Origin of the sequence: Nostocoides veronense, from assembly GCF_039531185.1 — a bacterium.
Lineage (GTDB): Bacteria > Actinomycetota > Actinomycetes > Actinomycetales > Dermatophilaceae > Nostocoides_A > Nostocoides_A veronense.
Genome location: NZ_BAAAPO010000067.1, coordinates 1 through 1,160, shown reverse-complemented (window position 1 = coordinate 1,160; position 1,160 = coordinate 1). Strand labels below are relative to the sequence as shown.

Below are 1,160 nucleotides of genomic sequence, written 5' to 3'. Positions count from 1 at the left end.
AATCCAGCAGGACACCAGTCAGATTCAGGGTCACGACCCCCGCGCACGCCATACCAGCATGTAAGTCCGACCAACGGTGTTTCTGACCTGACACGTCAGCGAGGGCTGGCGGGAAGGTTGGTCACTGATGACCGAGACAATCACGAGCGTGAGCTCGATGCCCAAGGACGCCAAGAAGCGTTCGTCGTCGTCGACCGCGACACCGTCGGAGAAGGCGGCGATCGCGCAGCTGGTCAAGGCCGCGAGGGAGCGGGGTGATGACATCACCGGCCCGGAGGGCCTGTTGAAGTCGATCACCGCGACCGTGCTCGAGGCAGCGCTTGAGGAGGAGATGACCGACCATGTTGGTCACGCCAAGCATCGAGCACCGGAGGGCGGGGCGGAGAACATCCGCAACGGCACCCGCGCCAAGACGGTGCTGACCGACGCGGCCGGGGAGGTGGTGATCGAGGTGCCGCGGGACCGCGCCGGCACGTTCGAGCCGGTGATCGTCAAGAAGCGTCAGAAGCGGCTCTCGGACGTGGACGCGGTCGCGATCAGCCTGTTCGCCAAGGGCCTGACCACCGGCGAGATCTCCGCGCACTTCCATGAGGTGTACGGCGCCTCCATCGGCAAGGACACCATCTCCCGCATCACTGATCGCGTGGTCGAGGAGATGCAGTCGTGGTGCTCCCGGCCTCTGCTGGGCGTGTACGCCGCGGTGTTCATCGACGCGATCTATGTCAAGGTCCGCGACGGGCAGGTCGGCAACCAGCCGTTCTACGCGGCGATCGGGGTCGACCTGGCCGGCCGCCGCGATGTCCTGGGTCTGTGGGCCGGCCACGGCGGCGGGGAGTCGGCGAAGTTCTGGCTGGCGGTCCTGACCGACCTGAAGAACCGCGGCGTTCGCGACATCTTCTTCCTCCCCCGCAAGCGGGAGGTGCCCCCAGTTTGTGACGGCCTGAAAGGGCTGCCGGACTCGGTGTCCGCGGTCTTCCCGTCCACGATCGTGCAGGCGTGCGTGATCCACCTGATCCGGGCGACGTTCCGGTACGCGAGCAGGAAGTACTGGGACCAGCTCGCCCGGGACATGCGCAAGATCTACACCGCGGCCACCGACCAGGCTGCCTGGGCCGCGTTCGAAGAGCTCGAGGAGAAGTGGGGCAAGACCTACCCCGCCA

1 protein-coding gene is annotated in these 1,160 nt (G+C 66.6%); it reads left to right on the top strand.

Annotation, left to right across the window (positions count from 1 at the left end):
- Positions 1-127: 127 nt before the first annotated feature.
- A partial coding sequence (locus tag ABD225_RS18255) for an IS256 family transposase (protein WP_344089031.1) occupies positions 128-1,160 on the top strand: 1,033 nt, incomplete at its 3' end.